Consider the following 22,972-nt stretch of genomic DNA (forward strand, 5'->3'; position numbering starts at 1 on the left):
CCCCGGTGCACGATGCCGTTCAACGCCATTTTGGATTCTGAACTTCCGTTGCAACTCTGCGGACTGAGAAGAAACAGGGGGTAACGAAACGGCTACTCTTTATTGAGAAGGAGAGACAGTTGATCAACATCTGTTGCGGGGAGCTCGCAAGTGTAATTTTCGCAGACATAGGCGGAGACGAGGCCGTTCTTCGGAGTCATTGAGGCGACGGCGGGAAGAAATTCCCCGAGGAATTTCTGACCTTCGGCTCCGTCCGCGCAAAGTACTACGGCGTTCGGGAGAAAATGCCTCGCAGCTTCTGTTGCGAATTCAGCGGTGCGCGGTGAATCTGCGGGGCCGGAAATGACAATTTGCCTCGGAGTAGCGAGGAAAAAAATTGCGGCCGACATCATCTGTGGCATTGCGTGGGGGGATTGCTGCAGCGTTCCGGCAAAAAATCTCATCGCGGCTTCGGTGTACTTTTTCAAAAGACCATCGCCGGTGACCTGCGATAAGCGCATACCATTCAAGACTGCTACGGAATTTCCCGATGGTTCAGCACCGTCATATGCCTCTTTTGTCCGAAGCAGAACGGATTTGTCCTTTCCCGAAAAATCAAAAAATCCTCCCGACGATGAATCCCAGAATAAAGAAATCTGAACGCCATGAAGCTCCAGCGCCAGCGTGAGCCACTTGATTTCAAAGGTCGCTTCATAGAGGTCGATCAGCCCCTGGATGAGAAAGGCAAAATCATCGAGCTGCGCTTCGAATTTTGCTTCTCCGTCCCGGTAGCGCCGGCGGAGTGTCTTCGTTTGCGGATCATAGAGCGTATGCGCCGCAAATTCGGCCGCATCCCGTGCTGCCTTAACAAAGCTCTCTTCATTCAGTATTCGCGAAGCCCTGGCGCATGCACTGATCATCAATCCATTCCATGCGGTGATGATCTTATCGTCGCGCTGCGGCCTGGGACGCTGTGAGCGGATGTCAAACAAGATCCTCTTCCCTTCTTCCAGCATTTTTTGAACGGCAGACTCGTCGATCGAAAAGAAGTTCGCCGTCTGCGCAACCGTGAACGGCGCAAACAAAATATTCTTTCCACGGAATTCTTGCTGAGGATCCGACAGGGCATTCCCGAATTCATCGACCCCAAAATGATGACAGAATACTTTTGCATGTCCGGCAGGCAAAGCATTTTCTATCTCCTTCTTCGTCCAAAGATAAAAGGCCCCTTCGGAAGAATGTGCCGGATTTTGAGGATCAGGACTGTCGGCATCTTCGGCTGAATAGAATCCTCCTTCACGTCCGGTCATTTCACGCAAAACATAGCCGAGGGTTTCACGGGCCACGCGGGCGAATGCTTCATCGTGCGTGATCTGAAAGGCGTCGAGATATGCATGAATCAGCTGCGCCTGGTCATACAGCATTTTTTCAAAATGGGGAACGCGCCATTGGCCGTCGACCGAATAGCGATGGAACCCCCCGCCGACCTGATCATTCATCCCTCCGCGGGCCATTGCCTGAAGGGTCACAAGCGCCATCGTCAATGCCTCTTCGTCCTTCGAACGCCAATAATACCGGAATAGAAAATTCAACACGGCCGGGCGGGGGAATTTCGGTCCGCTTCCAAAGCCGCCGTACTTCGGGTCATATTGAGCCGCAAGCTGGTGGTACGTTTTGTTCAACAGCGCTTCGTCGACGGCAGCGTGCTCATCGGAGACTGCTCTTTCTTGTTGAAGAAGAGAAATAAGGCGGTCTCCCGACTCGACGATCTTCTCGTGCTCGGTTTCCCATACTTCGTGGATCCGACCCAGCACTGTGGGAAAACCCGGCCGGCCGTGCGCATCTCTTGGCGGGAAATAGGTCCCGCCGTAAAACGGCTTGAGGTCCTGCGTGAGAAAAACTGAGAGAGGCCATCCGCCGCTTCCCGTCATCGCCTGCACGGCGCTCATGTAGACCTTGTCGACGTCAGGGCGTTCTTCTCGGTCGACCTTGATGCACACGAAATAGTTGTTCATGAGTCCGGCAATGGCATCGCTTTCAAACGACTCATGTTCCATCACGTGGCACCAATGGCAGGTCGAATAGCCGATCGACAAAAAAATCGGCTTGTGTTCCTTTTCCGCTTTTTGAAACGCCTCGTCCCCCCACGGGTACCAATCGACGGGGTTGAACGCATGCTGGAGCAGGTAGGGACTTTTTTCTCGGCTAAGCCGGTTCGGTTTTTTATCGTTTGTTTCCATTGCTCGTGTCAGCCCGCTTCGGCAATCTAAAATTTCTTGAGCCGCTGCCCGGCTTGTTCAATTCTTCCTCTTTTCATTTTGCTTTTTCATGCATCAATTGTATCCGCTGTTCAGGCTTTGCTTCGTCAGTTTGATGTCCTGGAGTTGCGGCGCTTTCACTTTCAGCTCGAACCTGTAGCCGGCCAGCGCGCCGGTCGGGACCCAGCTGAAGTTCATCGTCCAGCAGTGCAAATCCCGGTCGATCGTGATGCGCGGCGCGGCGACCTGGCGCGTGACAAAATCGTAGCTCCCGGTCGCCGAAAATTTCCAGTTTTCCGTCAAGTTGAAGCCGAGGTTTCCGTTGACGCTTGCAGACCGGGTCTTGGCGGCAGGGTTCTCCTCATTCTCGGCGTAACTGAAACTTAGGCCGAGATTCCACGGAATGCTGAAGTCAGGAGGCTCCTCGTCATACAGTCCGCGGTAGCCGCTCTGCCGGAATGCAGCGGGGAGGCTTTGTGCGTTCGCGGTGGTGTCGACCGGACGGGTGTCATACTCTCTTTTTTTCTTGTCCCCGTGGAGCGACGTCGAAAGATTAATGTTGAAGTTGGTCATCGTCGCGAGCCCTTTTCCCTCATCGATGAGCAGCCTGTTGACGCGCTCGTTGAGCTGGTTGTCATAGTCGTAGAAACGATAGTTGTTACTCCCGCTGATCCCAAGATATTGACCGATATCGGTGCGATAGGTGAGCGCAAGGTCGGAGACTTTGAACTGCGATGCTGCAAAGTTGTACGACATCGAAGCGCCGAGGTTCAGTAATTGGTACTTTGTCCCTTTGTTCAGCGAATCTCTGTCTTCGGTCTTCATTTCGAACAGGTTGCCGACGTTGAAACCGATCGCCTGCGACTCGCCCGCCGGAGCGCCGCCGTACACCTCCCTTTGAAAGCGGTTGTAGGACACAGCCTTGCCGAGCGTATCCCGGTACGTTCCGTAATATCCCCATGAGGGTTTCGAAAAATCAGGCTGGTAGCTGTACGATATGCTCGGCGTGATCGTGTGACGGAATCCGGCAATGCCGGGGATCGGCGGCTGAAACATGCCGTAGAGTTTTGTCGATGCCGCGAGTCCCATATTGAAATACCGCACCGCTCCAAACCCGTCGACGTCCCGGAGGACCGGAGCGTCGGTCTTGGAGTTGACGCTGTCGACCGTGACGCTTTTATCGTACCATCGCTCGTAATAGTTGAAGAACGGCGAAACAGTAAAATACCCCGCCTTGGGAGACGCGTTCAAGGTGAAGCTGTGCGAAACGCCCTGCCGGTTAACGCGGTTGAACCCGTCCGGATAATCCAGCGTATCGGCAGTTTTGGTCTTGTTGTCCTCATTCATGAACTGGCCGTTGTACCCGAGGCCGATCAGTTCGTACCATGCATAATTCGACCCCGAATTATCCGAAAGCCCGCGCGATGCCGTCGCGACGCGAAACGGAAAGCTCTGCGAATGCGAGAACGAAATTGTCGGGATGGTCGATGTGATACTGCCCTGCAGCAGATCCTGCGTCCTGGAAATATTCATCGTCATGCTGTTGTTCGTCCCCTCCCACGATTTACTCAGCGTTGCGTTGGAATAAATTTCCTGCATTAAGTAATCATCGTAGTTGTTGCTTGTCTTGTACGAATTATTGCTCGCGAAGGTAAAATTTACGTCGAGGTGCGTCGTCGGGTCGATCGTTTGGTTATGGATAAGGTTGACCCGGTAGTTCGCCTCATCCTGCCGGTTGTAGTCGGTCGGTTCGCCGGTGATGAGGCGGGAATATTGTCCCGTCAGCGCGCCGCTGAAATCGTATCGCTTCGCATACCGAAAGTCGGACAACGCCTGCCAGCCGCCTTCCGGGTACCAATCGCCCGCCACCGCCAGGTCCATGTAATCGCTGATCGCATCGTAATAACCGAGGTGGCTGATATATTTTCCGCGCGTTGCATCCTCGCCGTAGGCGGGGGCGATGATGCCGGAGCGCCGCCCCCCCTGACTCGGGAAAACTCCGAACGGGAGAGCGAAGACCGGAACATCGGCGACGTAAAGATAGATCGGCTCGGCGACAATTTTGTCCTGGATCGTCACTCGCATGCGCGGGCTGAAAAAAAAGTAATGTGGATGGTCGAGGTCGCACGAGGTGAACACTCCGTTGGAGATGAACATCATATCCTTATCCACCTTCTTGATCTGCTCCCCGTGATAATAGCTTTGGTCCATCTCCGTTTCGCCGAGGGTCACAAGCCCTTTCTGCGACTTAAAATTGTAGCCGATCTTCCATCCCTCGTACGTCTCGCTCCCGTCGACCATGACCGGCGTGCCGCGGTACAATTTCTTCAGCGAATCGGTCTTGCCGATCTTCGAGGAGTCGAGAACGCCGTACGATTCAAGATTATTGTCGTTCCAGTTGACCTCGATGCGCTCCGATTTCAGTCCGAGGTCGCGGTACTTGACGTCCCCTTTTCCGTACATCTTCATGACCTTTTGGGGATAGGAATAGACGATCGAGTCGACGGCGGAGTAGACGACGCTCGTGTCGATCCCCGAGGCTTTTTTCTTCGTCGTATCCTGTTTGACGGTTGAATCCGGCTTCGCGGCAAGAAGGGTATCCGCCGGATAGGCGTGAGAGGTCTGCGCAAGGAACAGCTGCAGGAAGGCAAACGCTAAAAGGATTCGGCGCGGTCGATATCGATAGGAGAAATGCAGAACCGGCGTTGTCAATAGTTTTTGGATTTCATGTGCCATTACCGCACGACCGTGAATTCCGCGGTTACAGAACGAGTCCTGCAGCGCCGAGAATTCCGGCGGAATTTCCGAGCTTCGCGGGAAGCACAGTAATGTCGTCGCGCATCGGTTTCATCACATGCGACTGTACCGACTTTTTCACGGCGTCGAAAACAAATCCGCCGGCTGCCGAAATGCCTCCGCCGATGATGACGACACGGAAGTCGATCGTGTTCAAGACGGAACCGAGGGCGACACCGAGCAGCGTTCCCGCCTCGGTGAAAATTTCCCGGGCCAGGACATCGCCTTTCAGGGCCGCCTCCGAAATGTATTTCGGTTCTACTTTGGACACGTCTCCGCCGACAAGGTTCAGGATCAATGACGCCGGCTCGCTTTTCAACCGTTCAACCGTGCGTTGCGAAAGATACCGCTGGCCGATATATGCTTCTACGCAGCCCCGCGCGCCGCAGTTGCACTGCAATCCCTGGTAATCGACGCAGACATGCCCGATTTCGCCAGCCCCGCCGAACGGGCCGCGATAGATACTGCCGTCCAAAATAATTCCCCCGCCGACGCCCGTCCCCCAAATAACAAAAAGAAAATTCGGGTGGCGTTTCCCCGCTCCGAATTTTGCTTCGGCGATCGCCGCGACATTCGCATCGTTTTCCACCCTCGTGTTCAGTTTGAATATTTTTTTAACGGCATTGCCGAGTGCTACGCTGTGCCAATCGGCAAAATTCGGAGGGTCTTTGACCACCCCGCCTTTCTCATCGACGATGCCGGGGGAGCCGATGCCGATCCCCCCGATCTTTTTTCCCTTTGCGTGAACCAACACCTCATCGATCGACCTGCGTATTTGAGCAATGACCGCTTTCGGTCCTTGTTCGCCGAGCGTGGGAAATTTTGATTGAGCGAAAATTTTCCCGGCGGAGCTGACAATACCGGTTTTAATAGTCGTGCCGCCTAAATCGACACCGATCGCGTACCTGACATGAGACATGCTTTTTTCTTATTCGTTATGCGTTTTGATCGTCTCTCTATCCATTTTACGTTTTACAGTTTGCCCCTTCTTATCTTCCACCATCCCTCCAGCCGTTCCCGTATTGATTTCTCCTTCCCGCTATCCGACGGGCGGTAGTACAGCCTGTCTTTCAGATTATCGGGAAGATACTGCTGCTCGACAAAATGATTCTCAAAATTGTGCCCGTATTTGTATTCGTTCCCGTAACCGAGATCTTTCATCAGCGGCGTCGGCGCATTGCGGAGGTGAAGCGGCACCGGAATGTTTGGGAGCGATCTGACATCGGCAAGCGCTTCTTCGATGGCTGCGTACGCAGCATTGCTTTTCGGAGCTGAAGCGAGATACGCCGCGGCCTGAGCCAGAATGATCCTCGCCTCCGGCATCCCGACGTAATCCACCGCCGTAAAGCAATTCGTCGCAACGACAGAGGCGAACGGATCGGCATTGCCGATATCCTCGGATGCCAGAACGATCATTCGCCGAGCGATAAATTTCGGGTCTTCTCCTCCGTCAAGCATGCGCGCCATCCAGTAAATCGCCGCGTCGGGATCGCACCCTCTCATGCTTTTGATGAAGGCAGAGATCGTGTCGTAGTGCTGTTCCCCTTTCTTGTCGTAGATGGTGTACTTCCGCTGGAAAGCGTCCTCGAGCACCTGCTTGGAAATTTTTCGAACCCCGGCCCCGTCCGGCTTGACAAAATAAAATGCGCTCTCGAGCCCGTTCAACATCATTCGCGCATCTCCGCCCGACATGAGGAAAAGAAAATCCCTGTCGGTGATGTTCACCTTGTCCTTCTTGATGATGGAATCGGTTGCCAGCGCATGGTCAAGAATTTTTCCGAGCTCCGCCTGTCTTAGGGATTCGAGGACGTACACTCGGGCTCTTGAAAGAAGGGGGGAGATGACTTCAAACGACGGATTCTCAGTTGTTGCGCCGATGAGAATAATGACCCCGTCCTCCACCGAATGCAGGAGCGCGTCCTGCTGGGCCTTGTTGAAGCGGTGAATCTCATCGATGAAAAGGACCGTTTTCTTTCCTGCCCCCTTTTGAAGTTTCTCCGCTTTGGCAATCACGTCGCGGACCTCTTTGACTCCCGCGGCGACGGCGTTCAACGAAAAGAATTCCGCGTTCGTGTGATGCGCAACGATGCGCGCCAACGTTGTTTTTCCCGTCCCCGGCGGCCCCCAGAGAATGATCGATCGAAGTTCGTCGCTTTCGATCATCAACCGTAACGGTTTCCCCTCTCCGAGCAAATGCGACTGACCGACAAACTCCGAAAGAGTTCTCGGACGGACGCGTTCCGCGAGAGGAGCGTTGGCTCCCGGCTTGGGTTCCGCCTTTGTAACTTCGAACAATTCCATGGCTTTCAGCAATGCAATTACTTCTTCGGAGCTACTTTGTATACTTTTTCCCCCTCGCGCACCATGCCGTATTTCTCGCGTGCAACTTTTTCTATGGCTTTCTTGTCTCCGTCGAGCGCTTTCGATTGGTCCTGAAGCTGCTTCTGCTCCTGTTCCGCCTGCTGGATCTTTTGCAGCATCTCTTTTTTCTGTCGTTCAAGCCTGATCCGCTGGAGAACCCCTTGATTGTTGAAGAGGACATAGAGCAGGATGATAAACGCTGCGGCGAGCAATCCACTAAGCTTCTTATTCGACCAAAGCTTGGCAAGAAGGGAACGCACGTCCCCCTTCTTTTTTATCTTTCGTAGGAAATCGGCGCTCATTGAAAAGAAATGTAGCAAGAATTGGCGTAAGTTGAAAGTGTGAAAATACGGGAGCGGCCTGGTTCGATTCGCAACGGACAAATAATGAGAGGCTCTCTCAAAAATGAATTCAGGCGGCCCCCCCAGGAAATGGGTCGACCTTTCAAATTGGCGGCTTTTGGGCGAGGGTTCCCTTATTCCCTCTCTCCGATTCGGGACTGAGTGAATCCAGTTCTCGACGTCTTCACCCAGTTGATACGTCAACGACGCCGCTCCCGTACTGAGTTCTGAGCAAGTGGGGAAATTTTTTAGCTCTGACTCTGCCGAAGATACGCCTTCATTGATTCTGCGCCGGTTATTGCCTACTTTCTTAAGATGGAATCAGAAATTTCCCCGACATCAAAGCCGTCATTCAGAACACTCCTTGCCAACGCCGTTTCTCCTCTGCCGCAGCGCCGTTTGAAACACGGCGAGTGCCGCGCCCAAGGGGGGAAACTATGCACGCTGTGCAGCGCCCATAAGATAGAGTATGATATCGAGTTTCAGATAAAGAATTCAGTGCTGGAGGCGTTCTGGACAGCACAAGGATTATCCCCCGCCATTGAACCGCTCGTGGCCTCCCCTTTCGGAAGAAACTATCGGGTGGTGACAAAAAGAAAAGCTTTTTTTTCCGGCGGAACAGTAAAGTTAGGATTGATCGGGATCGAAGAAGATCCGTCAGAAGTAAATCCGATCACCGTCGACCTCTGCATGATCGAACCCGTAAAGCATTCAGAGATCTATCAGTGCCTTCAGGCATACATCAACAGAAAAGAACTCCGGAATGTTGCCGAATTCATAAACTACGTAGTGGTCAAGGGAAATTATGATGAGCTTGCGGTGATCCTGAATCTGGCAGCGTTCAACTCGAACGTCCGTCCGTTCGTCAACCGGCTTTCGAAGCATCTGACCGCGACTGTCCAGGGAATTGCGAGCGTTTTTGTCGTGGTGGATGAGAAGAAATCACGGTATTACATGCCCCAGCGCTCCAAGAATCAGAAAATACCCTTTCAGAAAGTTTTCGGAAAGGGGGAGCTATACCAGAGGATCGGAGGGAAAAAATTCCTTTTTTCACCTCTTTCTTTTTCGCAGACAAATCTCTCGATTCTGGGGGTTTTCGTCCGAACGGTCCACGAACTTCTGGACTTACGGCCGGATGACCGCCTTCTCGACCTTTATTGCGGATACGGCATTTTTTCGCTGAGCGCTGCGAAGGCCCTTAAGAGCGCTGTCGGCGTCGAGCTTTCTTGGGATGCGGTCGGCGACGCAAAGCGCAATGCGGAACGGTTGAAGATCCCGAACTGCAAGTATCTTCAAGGCGACATCGACGAAGAAAACCTCGAACGGATCCTCTCAACCAACAACAAGACGACGAAGGTCATCCTCGATCCCCCGCGAAACGGAACCAAGCCGGGAATCGTCGAACTCATTGCCGCGCACAAAATCCAACGAGCGCTTCATATCATATGCAATATCGACCTCCTGCCGGCGGAGATAGCGCGATGGAAGCAGTGCGGCTACAACATTTCGCGTGCGGTGCCTTTCGACATGTTTCCGGGGACGAGCGAGGTAGAAATTGCGATTTGCCTTGAAAGGAAACGGGCGGGGATTTTTCTGCCGACAAAAGGCTGAGCTACTTCTTCGACGGCCACGGTTTCAACACGTCAACAACGACCTTCCATTCACCCTCGTTTCTCCACACCCTGATGTAGCTACTCGTATCGGAATCGCCGCCGACGGCAATTCCATACGTACACCCCAGGTCGCCGGCCGCAGAGATCCTGCCGCCATAACAGGCGAAGCGGGAGAACTTTTCGTCATGCACCAGACCCTCAGCACGATTTTTCGATTGCGAAGGGAAAAACCCTTTTCGATAAACACGAACATCGTCCGCGTAGAATTCCCGCGCGGCATCGGCATTTCCGTTCGCCGTTGCGAGGAGAGACAACAGGCTGTCCGCAGTCATCATCCCTGATCGATCAGAGCCGGAAGAATCGTGCTTTTTTTTCTCACGGGCGGAATTTCTTCTCGCGGTAAACTCTTCATCTCTCTTGTCTTCTTTAGGATATCCGCTTCCGACGTCGAGAACGACCTTCCACTGACCTTCAGGATTTTTCTTCCAGACAGAAACAAAATGCCCGTAGTAAACGGTCGTGTCCGTTTTCCCCCCGGGCCGGTACTCGGACGGTCCGGTAGTAAACCCAAAATCGCCGGACGCGGAGACCTCGACAACAACGGGAAACCAGCTGAGTGCGGCCCCTGACTCCGGCTCATCGATAAGCGATTTTTTGGCGTTCGCCGGCTGCGGATAAAAGGCGACGCAATCATCGTCAAAAAATGAAAGGAAGGCTGCCTTGATCCCTCGTTCGCCCGCTGCATGTGAAAACTCACGTTCCACCTGCGCCAGCTGATTCGCGATAGGATCCGACTCTGCACGAACGCAAACATATCCGGCACCGAATATGACGACGAACTGCACCAGCAATGTGAGCCGAATTCTCACTCTTTGTACCAATCTTTCTTCGGGGTATAGGTCGTTTTCAAGACCGACCTCGCCCGGTGACGTTCAAGCGCTAACCGGATGACCTTGTCAAGAAGGTCGGGGTACGCAAGTCCGGAAGCCTCCCATAGTTTCGGAAACATGCTGATCGATGTAAAACCGGGGATCGTGTTGATCTCATTCAAATAGATTTTCGAACCGTTCCCCTGCACAAGAAAATCGACACGGGCTAACCCGGAACAATCGAGCGCTTTGAATGCCTTGCAAGCGATGTATTGAATCTTCCTTACCGCCCACTTCGGAATGTCGGCGGGAATAACCGATGTTGATTTTCCATCAACATATTTGGCATCGTAATCATAGAATTCGTTCGACGGGATGACCTCACCAAGCACCGATGCCGCCGGCTTGTCATTGCCGATCACCGCGCATTCGATCTCCCGCGCTTTTTCGATGGACCGTTCAACAATGATCTTCCTGTCGTACTGCCCCGCGAGAGCGACGGCGGCGATCAGTTCCTTCCGGCCGTGCGCCTTGCTGATCCCGATGCTCGAACCGGTGTTCGACGGTTTCACGAAACAGGGATACTCAAGTTCTTCCTCAACCCGTTGAATGATCTTCTTCTGCTCTTCCTCAAACTCCGAAATCAAAAAAGAGAGCCCCTGGGCAACACGGATTTTCGCGGCTTCCAGGACCTGTTTCTGGATCATCTTATCCATCCCGACCGCCGATCCAAGAACACCCGCGCCGACATACGGCACTCCGGCAAGTTCGAGCAAACCCTGCACCGTGCCGTCCTCGCCGAAGGTGCCATGGAGCACCGGGAACACCACGTCGATATTCTGGATCGCCCCGACGCCGGCAGTATTGATTTCAACGAGCCCCTGTTTGCGCGGGTCGGGAAGGATCAGGTGTTCGGGAAGGTTTTCGACGGAGGATTTTTCTTTCAATAATTTCACGGCGTTCGCTGCGCTGAGCCATCGTCCTTCGGGAGTGATGCCGATCGGAATAACGTCATATTTTTTCCTGTCGAGCGCCTCAATGACCGAAGCAGCAGAGACGAGAGAAACCTCGTGCTCCCCCGATCGCCCGCCGAAGAGAACGCCGACCCTAATTTTATCTGCCATGTTCCGCTTGCGTTTTTCTTATGCTGATTGATGCAATCGCTTCTTTACCTCTTCAACGATCGCGTGAAATTCTTCTTCCGTAATCTCAATCTCCCGGGATGGCGTGACGGCTGCAACGGCCGAAGCATTTCTCCGGTAGGACGATTCAGCGATCCTAAGAAGTCTCGACACTTCGTCGGATGATAGCTCCTTCGCTCCCCCCAGCGCTCTTGCCGCAAATTCGATCTGGGCCATCTGCTCGACTTTCTCCATCTTGAAATATGCGTCCCAGAGGTCGTTTCCGTAGGTCACCACACCGTGGTTTGTCAGCAGAACGGCGTCCGCAGAGTTCACGTACGGGGCTATCGACTCTCCGACCTCCTCGGTCGACGGCGTCGCATAACGGGCGAGCGGAACGGCGCCGAGGCCGATGATGACCTCCGGAAACAACCGTTCCGACAACGGAATGCGTGCCGCGGCAAACGCCGTCGCGTATACAGGATGACAATGAACGACGGCATTCACGTCCGGGCGGTGTTTATAGATGAATAGATGCATCGCCTTTTCGGACGACGGCGTTGCTTTGCCCGCAACGCGCTCGCCGTGCAGAGAGATCTCGACAAGATCGTCCGGCATGACGAATCCTTTGTTCAGGGATGACGGGGTGATCAGGATATTTCCGTTCGGCAGGCGTGCGCTGATGTTACCGTCGGCCGCGGCAACAAACCCCTTCGCGTCAACGCGATGACACACCGCAACAAGTTCTTCGATGATCCGTCCGGCATTGAGCATGTTACCGCTGTGAAAATCCTTCTTCCACTATGACGCCTGAATTATTTGAATGCGCTCAAATTTGTTATCTGCGTTTTGAAGCTGTCCGAAGTCCTCACGCCGAGCGTTTCGTAAATTTTCAGGGTCGCCTTGGATTTATTGAGCGTATAAAAATGGACGCCGCGAACATTGTGGTCGATAAGGTCACGGACCTGTTCAGTCGCCCAGTGAACGCCGACCTTCTCGACATAGTCGTCGTCTTCGGCGCGGGAGAGCGCTCTCAAGAGCTTCGCCGGGAAATGAACGCCGAGAGCAAGGTCGGCCATCCGGGCGAGCCCTTTCCGCGACGTCACCGGCATGATCCCGGCAATGATCGGAACGCGGACGCCGGCAAGATGAGCCCGTTCGCAGAAATCATAAAAGTCGTTGTTGTCGAAAAAAAGCTGCGTGCAGATGTAGTCGGCCCCCTGGTCGACCTTCATCTTGAGATACTCCATCTCCAGCAGCCTGTTGGGCGTGTCCGGATGCCCCTCGGTAAAGGCGGCGACGCCGATCCCGAGAGCGGGAAAATGCTTCTTGATGAACGCCACCAATTCTCCGGCGTGCGCAAATCCATTTTCGACAGGAACGAACTTCCCTTCCCCCTTCGGCGGATCGCCCCTGAGCGCCATGACGTTCTCGATTCCGCTGGCCTGGTACTTTGTTAGGATCTTCAGGGTCTCATCCTTCGTCGAACCGACGCATGTAAGATGGGAAACGATCGTGAGGTTTGTTTCCTGCTGAAGTTTTACGACGAGTTCGTGAGTCAGCTGGCGCGTCGACCCGCCGGCGCCGTACGTAACGCTGACATACGAAGGCTTCAGCGGGGTGAGATCTTTGATTGAGGAAAAGAGGCTCTTCGATGCCTCTTCGTTCTTTGGGGGAAAGAATTCGAAGCTCAGCGATGGGTGGTTTTCTTCCAGCACCTTCGAGATGTGCATTCACAGACTCCGATGGAGAATAAAAAAATCCTGCCGCGGGGACAGGATTATTATACTCAATAAGTTGCTATTTTTCAAGGAAGACTTTCGACCGCCGCCACGCCGCCCCCTTCTGTCCTTTCATTCCCCCAGGATTCCCTTTACCGTTTTCTCGGTGAGGATCAACTCATTCTCGAATTCCACCAATTGAATCAGATCGTAAATGAGGGGAGCAAAAGTCTTCTCGTGCATCATCACGGTGTCCAAATGCTTGCGGCACAGGGTGACGCCGTTTTGATAGCGTTCGCCGTTCTCCTCGTTCCTGCCGTTCTCCATGATGAACAAAATCTCGGGGGCGTTCACTGCGCCGCAGCCGGGCCACTGGCACCGCTGATGATCGCGCTCTAAAATATACGCACGGAGCAATTCGCTCTGGTTGGGGGTATGTGCGTTCGGAGGTGGCATGGATTTCGGGTTCTCTCTAAATTCACGCACAATGTATACTTTTTCTCTTCGGAGTCAAGAGACACTGAGCACATTGCAGCTTTTTGTCATTCGTACCGCAATGCATCGATGGGGTTCAACATCGCCGCCTTTCGGGCTGGATAGAATCCAAAGAAGATGCCAACCCCGGCAGCAAACAGAAATGCAAGGCCCACCGAGGACGCGGCGACAAGCGTCGACCAGCCGGCGAGCTTGGAAATCAAATTCGACAACGCGACGCCCAGGATAACGCCGATAAGTCCTCCCGACATGCTCAGGACGACCGCTTCGACGAGAAATTGAAGCAGGATATCCCGGCCGCGGGCGCCGATCGACATTCGAATGCCGATCTCGCGCGTCCGCTCGGTAACGGATACGAGCATGATATTCATGATGCCGATGCCGCCGACGAGGAGCGAGATCGACGCGATAGAGGCAAGGAGCACGGTAAGGACCTTTGTCGTCGCCGACGCGGCATTGGCGATCTCGGTCTGGTTTCTGATCGTGAAATCGTTGTCCTCCCATGGCTGGATCTTATGACGCACCCTCAATAGGTCAGTCACCTGATTTTGCGCATCCTCCATTGCTGTCTCGCTGACCGCCGATACCATGATAATGCCAAGATAGGTCACTCCCATCATTTTCTTTTGGACCGTCGAATACGGTGCGACCACGATATCATCCTGATCCTGCCCCTGTGCCGATTGTCCTTTCGGCGATAAGACTCCGACGACCTTGAACGGCATGTTTTTTATCCGAATAATGGCGCCGATGGCATTCGAGCCCTTGAACAAATTATCCACGACCGTCTGGCCGAGCACGCACACTTTGGTCGCGCTCCGGACATCGGCGTCCGTGAACGGGACACCGCTCGATAAGGGCCAGCTCCGGATCTCGAAATAATCCGGGTTCGAGCCGGTGATGCGCGTTCCCCAATTCTGCTCGCCGTAAACCAACTGTCCCGATGTCATGATGACCGGCGAGGCCATCCCGACCGAAGGACATTGAGTTTGAATTGCCGCAAGGTCGTCTGCATTCAGCGTCGTGACCGAGCCGGTGCCGCTTCTCACTCCCCCCTGGTTCAACGAGCCCGGGAAAATAAGAAGGACGTTCGTGCCGAGGGAAGCGATCTGCTGCTGGATGCTCACCTGAGCTCCCGTGCCGACGGCCATCGTAGCAATGACCGCGCCGACACCGATGATGATGCCGAGCATCGTAAGAAACGAGCGCATCTTATTCCGTCCGAGCGATCGTGTCGACACTTTCATAATATTCAGAAAATTCATGCGGCTTGCTCCCCTTCCTCATCGATGCCGACCGGCATCAATTTCAGCTGTTCTTCGGCGACCCTCCGGCTTCCGACCGAAAAATCCTTTTTCACTTTACCGTCCTTGAACACGACATTCCGCTTCGCAAATTCCGCGATGTCCATTTCATGCGTGACGAGCATGATAGTAATTCCCTTGTCGTTGAGGTGCTGGAAAATTTCCATCACCTCGACGCTTGTCCTGCTGTCGAGGTTGCCCGTCGGTTCGTCGGCAAGGATGATCGACGGGTCGTTGACGAGCGCGCGGGCGATCGCAACGCGCTGCTGCTGCCCGCCGGAGAGCTGGTTCGGCATGTGGTGCCAACGGTCCTCGAGCCCGACAATGCGGAGCGACTCCATCGCTTTCTCACGCCGGGCCTTATTCGACAGCGAGCGGTAGAACATGGGGAGCTCGACATTTTCCAGCGCCGAGGTACGGGACAGCAGGTTGAATCCCTGAAAGACAAACCCTATTTTCTCATTGCGGATACGGGCGAGGCTGTCCCTGTTCAGTTTGCTGACATTGACATTGTCGAGAAGGTATTCACCTTTGGTGGGAACGTCGAGACATCCCATAATATTCATGAACGTCGATTTGCCGGACCCCGAGGCCCCCATGATCGCCACGAACTCGCCGCGATCGACATCGAGCGTGACCCCGCGGAGCGCATGAACCTCGACGTCGCCCATCTCGTAGGTCTTGATAATGTGACTAACGTGAATGAGAGAATTATTCTCTGGCATGTTAAAATCTCCGCATTCCGCCGCCACCGCTGAAGGGTGTTGCCGACGCACTCGGACGCTGTGACATCGAACCCACAATGACCTCCTGCCCCTCTTCCACTTTGCCGAACATGATCTCGGTAAAGGTTCCGTCCGCGATTCCAGGACGGACAAAAATAGGGATGAGTTTTTTGTTCTTGCCCATCACCCAGAGTTTTGACGGGCGCCCGCCTTGTCCCTGTCCCGGAGCTCCGCCTCCCTGCATCTGGGCAAATTGCTTTCTCCGTTCAGCACGCGCTGAATCATCTGCGGCGCTCGCTGTATCCTTCCGCGTCTCGATCTGGTCGGCCTGGGGTTGAAAACGAAAAGCGATCGTAGGGATCTTCAGCACGTTTTCCTTCTTTGTCACAAGAATAGTTGCGGTCGCCGTCATCCCGGGCATAAGCTTCAGATCGGGATTCGGAACATCGATGACGACGGTATACGTGATGACGTTCTGAACCGTCACCGGCGCGAGGCGGATCTGCGTGACCGTTCCGTGAAACGTTTGTTCGGGATAGGCATCGACGGTGAATAAAACCTCCTGTCCGTTTTGGACTCTGCCGATATCGGCTTCATCGACCGAGGCCTGCACCTGCATTTTAGTAAGGTCGTTCGCGATGCTGAAAAGCGTCGGCGTGGAGAAACTCGCCGCGACGGTTTGTCCGACATCCACGGCTCGGGATAGCACGACACCGTCGATCGGCGACGTGATCGTCGCATACTTTAGATTGATGATGGCGCGGTCAAGCGCCGACTGGGCTGATTTCTGTGCGGCAACATTCGACTCGTATGTCGTGATGGCTGCATCATAATCTGCCTGCGCCGCAAGTCCTTTCGCCAGAAGTTCTTTCTCACGAAGATAGATCCGTTTTGAATCATCGGTCTGGGCTTTTGCCCTTTCCAAACTTGCCTGAGCGTCTTCGACGGCCGATTGTAGGAAGGTCGGATCGATCTGTGCGATCACCTGACCTCTTTTGACTCTGCTGTTGAAGTCGACATACAGTTTCGAGATGACGCCGGAGACCTGGGTTCCGACCGCAACAGTCGTGTCAGCGCTCACCGTTCCGGTCGCGGTCACGACCACTTGAATGTCGCCGCGCGTGATTTTTTCCGTTCTATACAGTACGTCGGGAGCCGATCCGTTGGAAAAGTAGAAAAATCCTCCCGCGCCGATGACGGCGACCGAGAGAATAGCGACAAGAATGACTCTGTTTTTCATTGTACTCCACTAAGGTATTTTATTGTCCTCAAGTCTGGATATGTTGGACACACAACCGGTTACGAGGTTTAACACGCCGTTCCGCTTCCTTCCTTCGCCCCAAAAAGAAACTGCGGTACAAAATACAACTTGTACCGCAATTTTCAAAAAGGCGCCGGCATTATTTCTCATGCTGGGATGCAAACACGGCCATCGCCGTAATGTTGACGATGTCGTTCACTTCGACTCCCGGCGTGAGGAGATAGACCGGTTTGCGGATGCCGATCAAGATAGGACCGATCGCCGACGCACCGCCGAGGCGCGACAGCAGCTTGTAGGCGATGTTCGCGGAGGTCAGGTCGGGGCAGATGAGGATATTTGCCGGCTCTTTGAGCGCGCTGAACGGATACAGCTCGTTCAGCATCTCGGAACTCATCGCCGTATCCGCCATCATCTCGCCGTCGACGATGAGATTCGGGGCGCGCTGCTTTAAGATCTCCGTTGCCTTGCGCACTTTCTCTGTCAACGGATGCTGCGTGCTTCCAAAGTTGCTGAACGACAGCATCGCGACCCGCGGCACAATGTCCAGCCGTTTCACTCTCTCCGCTGTCAACAGGGCGATCTCTGCCAGGTCTTCCGCCGTCGGCTCGATGTTCACTGTCGCGTCGGCGATGAAGATGGTCTGATTCTTGAAGACCATCATATACAAACCAGCAATCCGCCGCACGCCGTCCTTCGTCCCGATTATTTGGAGCGCCGGGCGAACCGTATCCGGATAATGCTGCGTGAGGCCGGAGATCAACCCGTCCGCGTCGCCGTTCTTTACCATCATCATGCCGAAAACGTTGTTGGTCCTCATGTGCCGTTCGGCAACGTCTCTCGTCGTTCCTTTCCGTTTCCGGAGCTCAAAATATTGAGAGACGTACTCGTCGAACTTCGTCGTTTTCTTCGGGTTGACCACTTCGACGTCCCCGAGGTCCAATCCCAGCTCCGAGATCTTTTCGCCGATCACCGTCCGGCTGCCGAGAAGTATCGGCCTGGCGATCTTTTCCTCTATAATGATATTCGCCGCCCGAAGGATCTTCTCCTCCTGTCCTTCCGGGAAGACGATCCGTTTCGGGTCTTTCTGCGCCCGATGAATGAAGAACCGCATGATCTCACGCGTCTTCCCCAGCCGCGCTTCCAGGCTGTCCTTGTACGCTTCGATGTCGGCGATGGGGGTCCGCGCAACTCCGGTCTTCATCGCAGCTTCCGCGACGGCGACAGTTTCCCACAAGAGAACGCGCGGGTCGAACGGCTTCGGAATAATGTACTCTCGTCCGAACTCGATCCGCTTCCCGCCGTACGCCCTGATCACCGAATCGGGGACGTCCTCTTTTGCCAGCTTTGCCAGCGCGTGGGACGCGGCGATCTTCATTTCATCGTTGATGGCAGTCGCACGGACGTCGAGAGCCCCGCGGAAGATGAACGGAAATCCGAGCACATTGTTCACCTGGTTCGGATAGTCGGAGCGTCCCGTAGCCATGATAATGTCGTCGCGCGCGCTTACGGCGTCTTCGTACGCAATTTCCGGGTCCGGGTTCGCCATCGCGAAGACGATCGGGTTGTCGGCCATCGACTTCACCATTTCCTTCGTGACGATTCCTTTTGCCGATACGCCGCAGAACACGTCGGCCCCTTTCATCGCTTCGGCGAAGGTGCGCGCCTTCGTTTCGGCCGCAAAATATTCCTTATACTTGTTCATCCCTTCCGTCCGCCCCTTAAAGAGCACGCCTTTCGTGTCGACGAACAGAATATTTTCGTGCCGCACGCCAAGGCTTTCGTACAACCGGGCACAGGCCATCCCCGCCGCCCCGGCACCGCTGAAGACAACCTTTACTTCGCTGATCTTTTTCCCGACGACCTCCAGCGCGTTGACGAGTGCTGCCCCGCTGATGATCGCCGTCCCGTGCTGGTCGTCGTGAAAGACGGGAATGTTCATCACTTTTTTCAGCTCCTCTTCGATGTAGAAGCATTCAGGAGCCTTGATGTCCTCGAGGTTGATTCCGCCGAAGGTCGGTTCGAGCATTTGAACCGCTTTAATAATATCGTCCGGATTGTGGGAATTCAATTCGATGTCGAAGACATCGATATCGGCGAACCGTTTGAAGAGCACTCCCTTCCCCTCCATCACCGGTTTACCGGCGAGGGGGCCGATATCGCCGAGGCCGAGTACGGCGGTGCCGTTGGAAACGACGGCAACGAGATTTCCTTTTGCCGTGTAAAGATACGCATCATCGGGATTGGCCGCGATGTCGCGGCACGGTTCGGCAACGCCGGGAGTATACGCGAGCGACAGATCCCGCTGCGTTGCGCACGGCTTCGTCGAAACAACTTCGATCTTTCCCCTTCGTCCTTGAGAATGAAAATCTAGAGCGTCTTGTTTTCGTATCATGGTAATACCTCCTTAACAACATAGAACAGAGTTTCCGGGTAAGTGAACCTTGAGTCGCTGGGACCTATAACGGAATGCGCAGACTCGCGCGCATTTCGGCCGTCGGCTGGAGATTCGGGCTGACTTCAAAATTATAGAGGCTCGCATCGACATATGCGTCGAGCAAGTTGATGATATATTCGATCGCGAGGTACCAACCGAATGTGTCGCGCTGCTTGTGGTAAAAATCGCGCAGCTGCATGACGTTCGGATCGCCCGCAGGGCTGGTTGAATCGACCGTGGCCAGATATGCGGTGCGATACTGTTTGTATAACTTGTTCTGTTGATTGTACACTGAAATAAAATAATATCCAACCCCCCAAATGATCGGCGCCTTCCAGTATGAGCCGTTGTAGATCTGTCCCGCCCCCGGCGCGACCATCGAAGCAAGGAGGGCCACCGTCGTGGATTTCCCCGGGCGCCGCACTGTGTCGGTGCTGAATCCGAGCTTGGCGACGGCAGAATCCTCGTTAAAGACGTGGACGACCGTATCCGAGAGGAAGGCAATCCGCAGAGGGGTTGCGATCGGTTGTTCATAACGAGGAGAGACCTGTGCCATTCCGGCGGGGACGGAAGAAAGCGAGAGGAGAGCAAAAAAAACGAGCGGTCTCAAAAAGAATCCCGATCCATAGAAATGAGTGGGAAAAGGCAGGACCTTTTCTGTCCTTTGATCGATGGTCAATAGATCGCCGCGATCACTTCAATTTCCACCGCGACGTCTTTCGGCAGGCGGGCGACCTCAACGGTACTTCGGGCCGGAGAAGCATCGCCAAAATATTTTCCATAGACCTCGTTCATTGCAGCAAAGTCGTTCATGTTCTTCAGGAAGACCGTCGTCTTTACGACATGAGCAAAATCGGAGTGGCTGGCGGTAAGAATCGCTCTGATATTTTCGCAGACCTGTTTTGTCTGCTCGGCAACTGTCGTGCCGACAATGCTCCCGGTTTTCGGGTCGATGGCGATTTGCCCTGCTGTGAACAGCAACTGTCCCTGCACCGCGACTGCCTGATTGTACGGTCCGATCGGCGCCGGTGCATTTTCAGTTTTGATGATCGTTTTCATTGTCCTCACCCGTCTGTGATGATGCTGACCCTGCCGCGTTATTGCTCCAACAGTTCCAACAGCCGGTCCAGATCGCCGGCATTGTAGTATTCGATGACGATCTCTCCGCCGCCGGCCGGCTGCTTGCGAATCGTCACTTTGGTCCCGAATCTCTGGCGCAGGCGCGTCTCCACGCTCTGGAATCCGGCATCCGTTCGTCCCGCCGGTGCGTGGGGCTTCTTCACAGGTTTCTTTCCCAGATCCCTCACCAGCGATTCAACATTGCGAACAGACAAGCCTTGTTTGAGAATTCTGTCGTGCATCCGCAGCTGAATTTTCTCTTCCGGGATCGCGATGAGGGCCCGCGCATGTCCCATCGAAATCTCGTCGTTCCGGAGCGAAGCTTTGATCTTCTCCGGCAGTTTCAAAAGCCGAAGAAAGTTCGTGACCGTCGTTCGGTCTTTTCCGATCTTCTGGGCAACTTCTTCCTGCGTCAGCCGGCATTCGTCGATAAGCCGCTGGTAAGAGACCGCGACCTCGAGGGGATTCAAATGCTCGCGCTGCAGATTTTCCACCAGCGCAAGCTCCAGCATCTCTTCATCCGACGAGACTTTGATGACGTATGCCGGAATCAATTTCAATCCGGCCTCCTGCGATGCGCGCACCCGGCGTTCGCCGGAGATCAGTTCGTAGAACCCGTCGGCTGCGCGGCGCACCGTGACAGGCTGGATCACTCCCTTCTCCATGATCGAGCGTTTCAGCTCATCCAGCGATTGCGAGTCGAAATTTTGCCGCGGTTGGTACGGGTTGGGGCGGATCTTCGGGAGTTCGACGGCAACGATGACGTTATCGAGGCCATCGTCCCGCGGGAGAGCGGATGGAGAAATCGGCTCTTCGCGAAGCGGGGCACGCGGAATGAGCGCGCTGAGGCCTTTGCCCAACACAGATTTCGTTTTGTGACTATCGGCCATGGCGCAAGGGAGAGATTACGATTGTGAAGAAGTGCCGTTTGAGATTTCTGACGGAGAGATCGTTTGCATCACTGGAGGAGCCGGTGAGGCCGCAAAGGCCGGGCGAGCGGGAGACGAGGCGGCGGAACGCTGATTGCGCTTCAACACCTCTTGCGCAAGATCGATGTAGTTCCGCGTGCCGGACGACAACGCGTCGTAAAGAAGGATCGGCTTGCCGAAGCTCGGCGCCTCGCTCAATCTCACGTTCCTTGAGATGATCGTTGTAAAGACCTTCTCGCCAAAATATTTTTTCACCTCGTCGACGATCTGATTCGAGAGGCGGAGGCGTGAATCGAACATCGTCATCAACACCCCTTCGATGTCGAGCGGCGGGTTGAGATTTTTCTTCACCATAGTGATGGTGTTCAGCAATTGACCGAGCCCTTCAAGCGCGTAGTACTCGCACTGCACCGGTATCAGGATGGCATCGGCCGCGGTCAGCGCATTCAGGGTAATAAGGCCCAGCGACGGAGGGCAATCGATAATGATGTATTCATACATCGAACGCACAGATTCAAGCGCACCTCTCATCTTCTTTTCACGGTGTGGCTCGTTCACCATTTCGATCTCTGACCCGACAAGATTGATGTGCGACGGGAGAAGCGAGAGAAACGGCATCGAGGTCTTCATAATGGCCTCGGTGGCATCAATGCCGCCGATCAACACCTCATACATCGTCTTCTCCAGCGATTTGCTCTCAACGCCGACGCCGCTCGTCGCGTTCGCCTGGGGATCGGTGTCGACAAGCAATGTTTCATGCTCCGCCGCAGCGATCGACGCGGCGAGGTTCACCGCCGTGGTCGTTTTCCCGACGCCTCCTTTTTGATTCGCTATTGCAATGATCTTTCCCATTAAACCATGACCATCCTGACGGCGACCAGCAGCGCAATAATGCCGAAGGCAAGGTTCGCCCGCCGTCCTTTCAGCATTTTCTGATGCTGGATCGAGAGGTCGCGCTTCGTCTCTTCCGTCGAAGGAAAAGCGGCGATCGATTCCATTTCCTTTACGATGCTCGTGCCCGCCATTGCGGTTCCAATCATCAAAACGTAGATAATTTCCTTAGCAAGAAGAAGGAAATCCCACTCATTATGATAACGACCAAAAACGAACCGGGGGGTGAAAAGCACCAAGAATGCGCCGGTAATTGCCGTGGTCCATACGCACATCCAAACGAAACCGGTGAATCGTCGTTCTATCCGGATATAGGCTGAGGACGCTGTCATTTCTTCGTAACGGATCACCGGATAGAAAATTCCCCCCATATACAAGAGCCCGCCAAGCCAGACGACCGCAGAAAAAACGTGCATGCTGCGGACGGCCCACATCATAAATTCCATAAAATGAACGGCTGCGTAAATACATCCCCCCTTTCAGCACATCTTTAAGTGCCAAGGGTAACTCAATATAAATCTTTTTGAAAACTGATGCAATGAAATTGAGCGGCAGCCGCCGAATTCTGATCATATTCAGCAAAATTCCTGGAGCAGAATGGGAAAATACTAATACATCGGCTTCGGAGGGTTCACCGGGAGCGTCGGTGTTCAGCAGCGCGGAAGGATTCGGAGCGCAATGCAGGATTCGAGAGTCGGCGACTGAGGACCTTTCGGGGGACTGCCCGGTCCTCATCAAAACTGAAGGCACGGGTG

20 protein-coding genes are annotated in these 22,972 nt (G+C 54.3%); 1 reads left to right on the forward strand and 19 read right to left on the reverse strand.

Annotation, left to right across the window (positions count from 1 at the left end; genetic code table 11):
- Positions 1-92: 92 nt before the first annotated feature.
- From VMF88_03465 to VMF88_03485, 5 genes are all read right to left on the reverse strand, one after another.
- Positions 93-2,219 (reverse strand): thioredoxin domain-containing protein, encoded by a 2,127-nt coding sequence (locus tag VMF88_03465; GenBank protein HTY10111.1) that lies wholly within the window; start codon positions 2,217-2,219, stop codon positions 93-95.
- Between the two features lie 93 nt (positions 2,220-2,312).
- Positions 2,313-4,973 (reverse strand): putative LPS assembly protein LptD, encoded by a 2,661-nt coding sequence (locus VMF88_03470; protein HTY10112.1) that lies wholly within the window; start codon positions 4,971-4,973, stop codon positions 2,313-2,315.
- A 25-nt stretch (positions 4,974-4,998) separates the two neighbouring features.
- Positions 4,999-5,952: an ROK family protein gene (locus VMF88_03475; GenBank protein HTY10113.1), complete on the reverse strand. Its 954-nt coding sequence runs from the start codon at positions 5,950-5,952 to the stop codon at positions 4,999-5,001.
- A 53-nt stretch (positions 5,953-6,005) separates the two neighbouring features.
- On the reverse strand, positions 6,006-7,334 hold the full coding sequence (locus VMF88_03480; protein ID HTY10114.1) for a replication-associated recombination protein A: 1,329 nt from the start codon (positions 7,332-7,334) through the stop codon (positions 6,006-6,008).
- 17 nt (positions 7,335-7,351) lie between these two features.
- Entirely contained in the window at positions 7,352-7,654 is a 303-nt protein-coding gene (locus tag VMF88_03485; protein HTY10115.1) for a septum formation initiator family protein, read from the reverse strand.
- Positions 7,655-8,050: 396 nt separating this feature from the next.
- Between VMF88_03485 and VMF88_03490 the strand changes: the two genes are divergently transcribed.
- On the forward strand, positions 8,051-9,346 hold the full coding sequence (locus VMF88_03490; GenBank protein HTY10116.1) for a methyltransferase domain-containing protein: 1,296 nt from the start codon (positions 8,051-8,053) through the stop codon (positions 9,344-9,346).
- A gap of 1 nt (position 9,347) precedes the next feature.
- Here VMF88_03490 and VMF88_03495 read toward each other — a convergent pair whose 3' ends face one another.
- The 14 genes from VMF88_03495 to VMF88_03560 all read right to left on the reverse strand — a co-directional run bounded on the left by VMF88_03495 (position 9,348) and on the right by VMF88_03560 (position 22,663).
- Positions 9,348-10,217 (reverse strand): nuclear transport factor 2 family protein, encoded by an 870-nt coding sequence (locus tag VMF88_03495; GenBank protein HTY10117.1) that lies wholly within the window; start codon positions 10,215-10,217, stop codon positions 9,348-9,350.
- The gene (locus VMF88_03500) at positions 10,214-11,341 is read right to left on the reverse strand and encodes a D-alanine--D-alanine ligase family protein (protein ID HTY10118.1); all 1,128 of its coding nucleotides are present in this window, start codon (positions 11,339-11,341) and stop codon (positions 10,214-10,216) included. Before VMF88_03500 ends, VMF88_03495 begins: the two co-directional genes overlap by 4 nt.
- 18 nt (positions 11,342-11,359) lie before the next feature.
- Positions 11,360-12,112: a class II aldolase/adducin family protein gene (locus VMF88_03505; protein HTY10119.1), complete on the reverse strand. Its 753-nt coding sequence runs from the start codon at positions 12,110-12,112 to the stop codon at positions 11,360-11,362.
- Between the two features lie 41 nt (positions 12,113-12,153).
- Positions 12,154-13,071, reverse strand: coding sequence for a methylenetetrahydrofolate reductase [NAD(P)H] (gene metF, locus VMF88_03510; GenBank protein HTY10120.1), 918 nt, complete (start codon positions 13,069-13,071; stop codon positions 12,154-12,156).
- 120 nt (positions 13,072-13,191) lie between these two features.
- Positions 13,192-13,515 carry a hypothetical protein gene (locus tag VMF88_03515; protein HTY10121.1) on the reverse strand — a complete coding sequence of 108 codons (324 nt, stop codon included), beginning with the start codon at positions 13,513-13,515 and terminating at the stop codon, positions 13,192-13,194.
- An 86-nt stretch (positions 13,516-13,601) separates the two neighbouring features.
- On the reverse strand, positions 13,602-14,819 hold the full coding sequence (locus VMF88_03520) for an ABC transporter permease (protein ID HTY10122.1): 1,218 nt from the start codon (positions 14,817-14,819) through the stop codon (positions 13,602-13,604).
- Complete coding sequence (locus VMF88_03525) at positions 14,816-15,583, reverse strand: ABC transporter ATP-binding protein (GenBank protein HTY10123.1); 768 nt, start codon at positions 15,581-15,583, stop codon at positions 14,816-14,818. Before VMF88_03525 ends, VMF88_03520 begins: the two co-directional genes overlap by 4 nt.
- 1 nt (position 15,584) lies before the next feature.
- The gene (locus VMF88_03530; protein ID HTY10124.1) at positions 15,585-16,823 is read right to left on the reverse strand and encodes an efflux RND transporter periplasmic adaptor subunit; all 1,239 of its coding nucleotides are present in this window, start codon (positions 16,821-16,823) and stop codon (positions 15,585-15,587) included.
- Between the two features lie 160 nt (positions 16,824-16,983).
- Positions 16,984-19,236 (reverse strand): NADP-dependent malic enzyme, encoded by a 2,253-nt coding sequence (locus tag VMF88_03535; protein ID HTY10125.1) that lies wholly within the window; start codon positions 19,234-19,236, stop codon positions 16,984-16,986.
- Between the two features lie 64 nt (positions 19,237-19,300).
- On the reverse strand, positions 19,301-19,888 hold the full coding sequence (locus tag VMF88_03540) for a DUF5683 domain-containing protein (protein ID HTY10126.1): 588 nt from the start codon (positions 19,886-19,888) through the stop codon (positions 19,301-19,303).
- A gap of 65 nt (positions 19,889-19,953) precedes the next feature.
- The gene (locus VMF88_03545) at positions 19,954-20,337 is read right to left on the reverse strand and encodes a RidA family protein (GenBank protein HTY10127.1); all 384 of its coding nucleotides are present in this window, start codon (positions 20,335-20,337) and stop codon (positions 19,954-19,956) included.
- Positions 20,338-20,375: 38 nt separating this feature from the next.
- The gene (locus VMF88_03550) at positions 20,376-21,287 is read right to left on the reverse strand and encodes a ParB/RepB/Spo0J family partition protein (protein HTY10128.1); all 912 of its coding nucleotides are present in this window, start codon (positions 21,285-21,287) and stop codon (positions 20,376-20,378) included.
- Positions 21,288-21,302: 15 nt separating this feature from the next.
- Positions 21,303-22,178 carry an AAA family ATPase gene (locus VMF88_03555; GenBank protein HTY10129.1) on the reverse strand — a complete coding sequence of 292 codons (876 nt, stop codon included), beginning with the start codon at positions 22,176-22,178 and terminating at the stop codon, positions 21,303-21,305.
- Positions 22,178-22,663 (reverse strand): hypothetical protein, encoded by a 486-nt coding sequence (locus VMF88_03560; protein ID HTY10130.1) that lies wholly within the window; start codon positions 22,661-22,663, stop codon positions 22,178-22,180. The genes VMF88_03555 and VMF88_03560 overlap by 1 nt, the downstream gene beginning before the upstream one ends.
- Positions 22,664-22,972 lie beyond the last annotated feature (309 nt).

The sequence above is a fragment of the Bacteroidota bacterium genome (assembly GCA_035506275.1).
Classification (GTDB): domain Bacteria; phylum Bacteroidota; class Ignavibacteria; order UBA10030; family UBA8401; genus JAGVPT01.

What these genes read in the sequence shown, in the direction of transcription:
- VMF88_03465 (HTY10111.1), bottom strand. Translation starts at nt 2,219, where the DNA reads ATGGAAACAAACGATAAAAAACCGAACCGGCTTAGCCGAGAAAAAAGT.
- VMF88_03470 (HTY10112.1), bottom strand. Translation starts at nt 4,973, where the DNA reads ATGGCACATGAAATCCAAAAACTATTGACAACGCCGGTTCTGCATTTC.
- VMF88_03475 (HTY10113.1), bottom strand. Translation starts at nt 5,952, where the DNA reads ATGTCTCATGTCAGGTACGCGATCGGTGTCGATTTAGGCGGCACGACT.
- VMF88_03480 (HTY10114.1), bottom strand. Translation starts at nt 7,334, where the DNA reads ATGGAATTGTTCGAAGTTACAAAGGCGGAACCCAAGCCGGGAGCCAAC.
- VMF88_03490 (HTY10116.1), top strand. Translation starts at nt 8,051, where the DNA reads ATGGAATCAGAAATTTCCCCGACATCAAAGCCGTCATTCAGAACACTC.
- VMF88_03500 (HTY10118.1), bottom strand. Translation starts at nt 11,341, where the DNA reads ATGGCAGATAAAATTAGGGTCGGCGTTCTCTTCGGCGGGCGATCGGGG.
- VMF88_03505 (HTY10119.1), bottom strand. Translation starts at nt 12,112, where the DNA reads ATGCTCAATGCCGGACGGATCATCGAAGAACTTGTTGCGGTGTGTCAT.
- metF (HTY10120.1), bottom strand. Translation starts at nt 13,071, where the DNA reads ATGCACATCTCGAAGGTGCTGGAAGAAAACCACCCATCGCTGAGCTTC.
- VMF88_03515 (HTY10121.1), bottom strand. Translation starts at nt 13,515, where the DNA reads ATGCCACCTCCGAACGCACATACCCCCAACCAGAGCGAATTGCTCCGT.
- VMF88_03520 (HTY10122.1), bottom strand. Translation starts at nt 14,819, where the DNA reads ATGAATTTTCTGAATATTATGAAAGTGTCGACACGATCGCTCGGACGG.
- VMF88_03525 (HTY10123.1), bottom strand. Translation starts at nt 15,583, where the DNA reads ATGCCAGAGAATAATTCTCTCATTCACGTTAGTCACATTATCAAGACC.
- VMF88_03530 (HTY10124.1), bottom strand. Translation starts at nt 16,823, where the DNA reads ATGAAAAACAGAGTCATTCTTGTCGCTATTCTCTCGGTCGCCGTCATC.
- VMF88_03535 (HTY10125.1), bottom strand. Translation starts at nt 19,236, where the DNA reads ATGATACGAAAACAAGACGCTCTAGATTTTCATTCTCAAGGACGAAGG.
- VMF88_03545 (HTY10127.1), bottom strand. Translation starts at nt 20,337, where the DNA reads ATGAAAACGATCATCAAAACTGAAAATGCACCGGCGCCGATCGGACCG.
- VMF88_03550 (HTY10128.1), bottom strand. Translation starts at nt 21,287, where the DNA reads ATGGCCGATAGTCACAAAACGAAATCTGTGTTGGGCAAAGGCCTCAGC.
- VMF88_03555 (HTY10129.1), bottom strand. Translation starts at nt 22,178, where the DNA reads ATGGGAAAGATCATTGCAATAGCGAATCAAAAAGGAGGCGTCGGGAAA.
- VMF88_03560 (HTY10130.1), bottom strand. Translation starts at nt 22,663, where the DNA reads ATGGAATTTATGATGTGGGCCGTCCGCAGCATGCACGTTTTTTCTGCG.